Consider the following 710-nt stretch of genomic DNA (forward strand, 5'->3'; position numbering starts at 1 on the left):
GCCTTCAAGAACCCGGCGCTCGCGGCGGATCTGCAGCGGGCCGCCACCGATCCGGCCGTCGCCGCGGACCCGGCCAACGCCGGGATCCTGAAGCTGCTGCAGTCGCAGGACACCGCCGCGATCGGCTCCGCGCTCGACGGGGACACCTCCTTCCTGAACACCGCGGACCGCGCCCTGTCGGCTCCGTTCCTGACCGGGTTCAACGACGCGACCGTGACCGTGTTCCAGGTCGCGCTGGGCGTGGTCCTGCTGGCCTTCGTGCTCTCGTGGTTCCTCAAGACCCCGCCGCTGCGGGCGAAGTCGGCCATGCAGGAGGCGCACGACCTCGCGGCCGAGGACAGCGCGGAGGAGCTGCGCCGCACGGACCCGCAGCTCGCCGCGCGCGCCGGGGCCGACCTGGCCGCGGGCAGCATCGAGCCGGACGTCCGGACGGACTCGATCCGCACCGCCCCTCCCCGCGACGGGCACGGCGCCCACCGGGCCTGATCGGAAGCGCCGGCCGCCCGCGTCCTGCGCTCCGCTCCGCCCCTCCGAGGCGCCGCCTCCGCCGCCCGGACACCGCCCTCACCGCGGTGTCCGGACGGGGAGGCGGCGCCTCGCGGTCGTCCGCGGTGCGATGTCCCGCGTTCCGGGGCGAGAGAGCGCTCCACCGGGGCTCTAGGATGGTCGGACCGCTGCAGATCCGCCGCGGCCTTCAAGAACCCGGCGCT

General features: G+C 75.6%; 1 pseudogene. It reads left to right on the forward strand.

What is annotated here, in order from left to right:
- Window positions 1-486: pseudogene (locus C5C10_RS18015) on the forward strand (hypothetical protein); the annotation flags it as partial.
- Between the last annotated feature and the right edge of the window lie 224 nt (window positions 487-710).

This window comes from Rathayibacter sp. AY1A3 (assembly GCF_002930975.1).
Taxonomy (GTDB): Bacteria; Actinomycetota; Actinomycetes; order Actinomycetales; family Microbacteriaceae; genus Rathayibacter.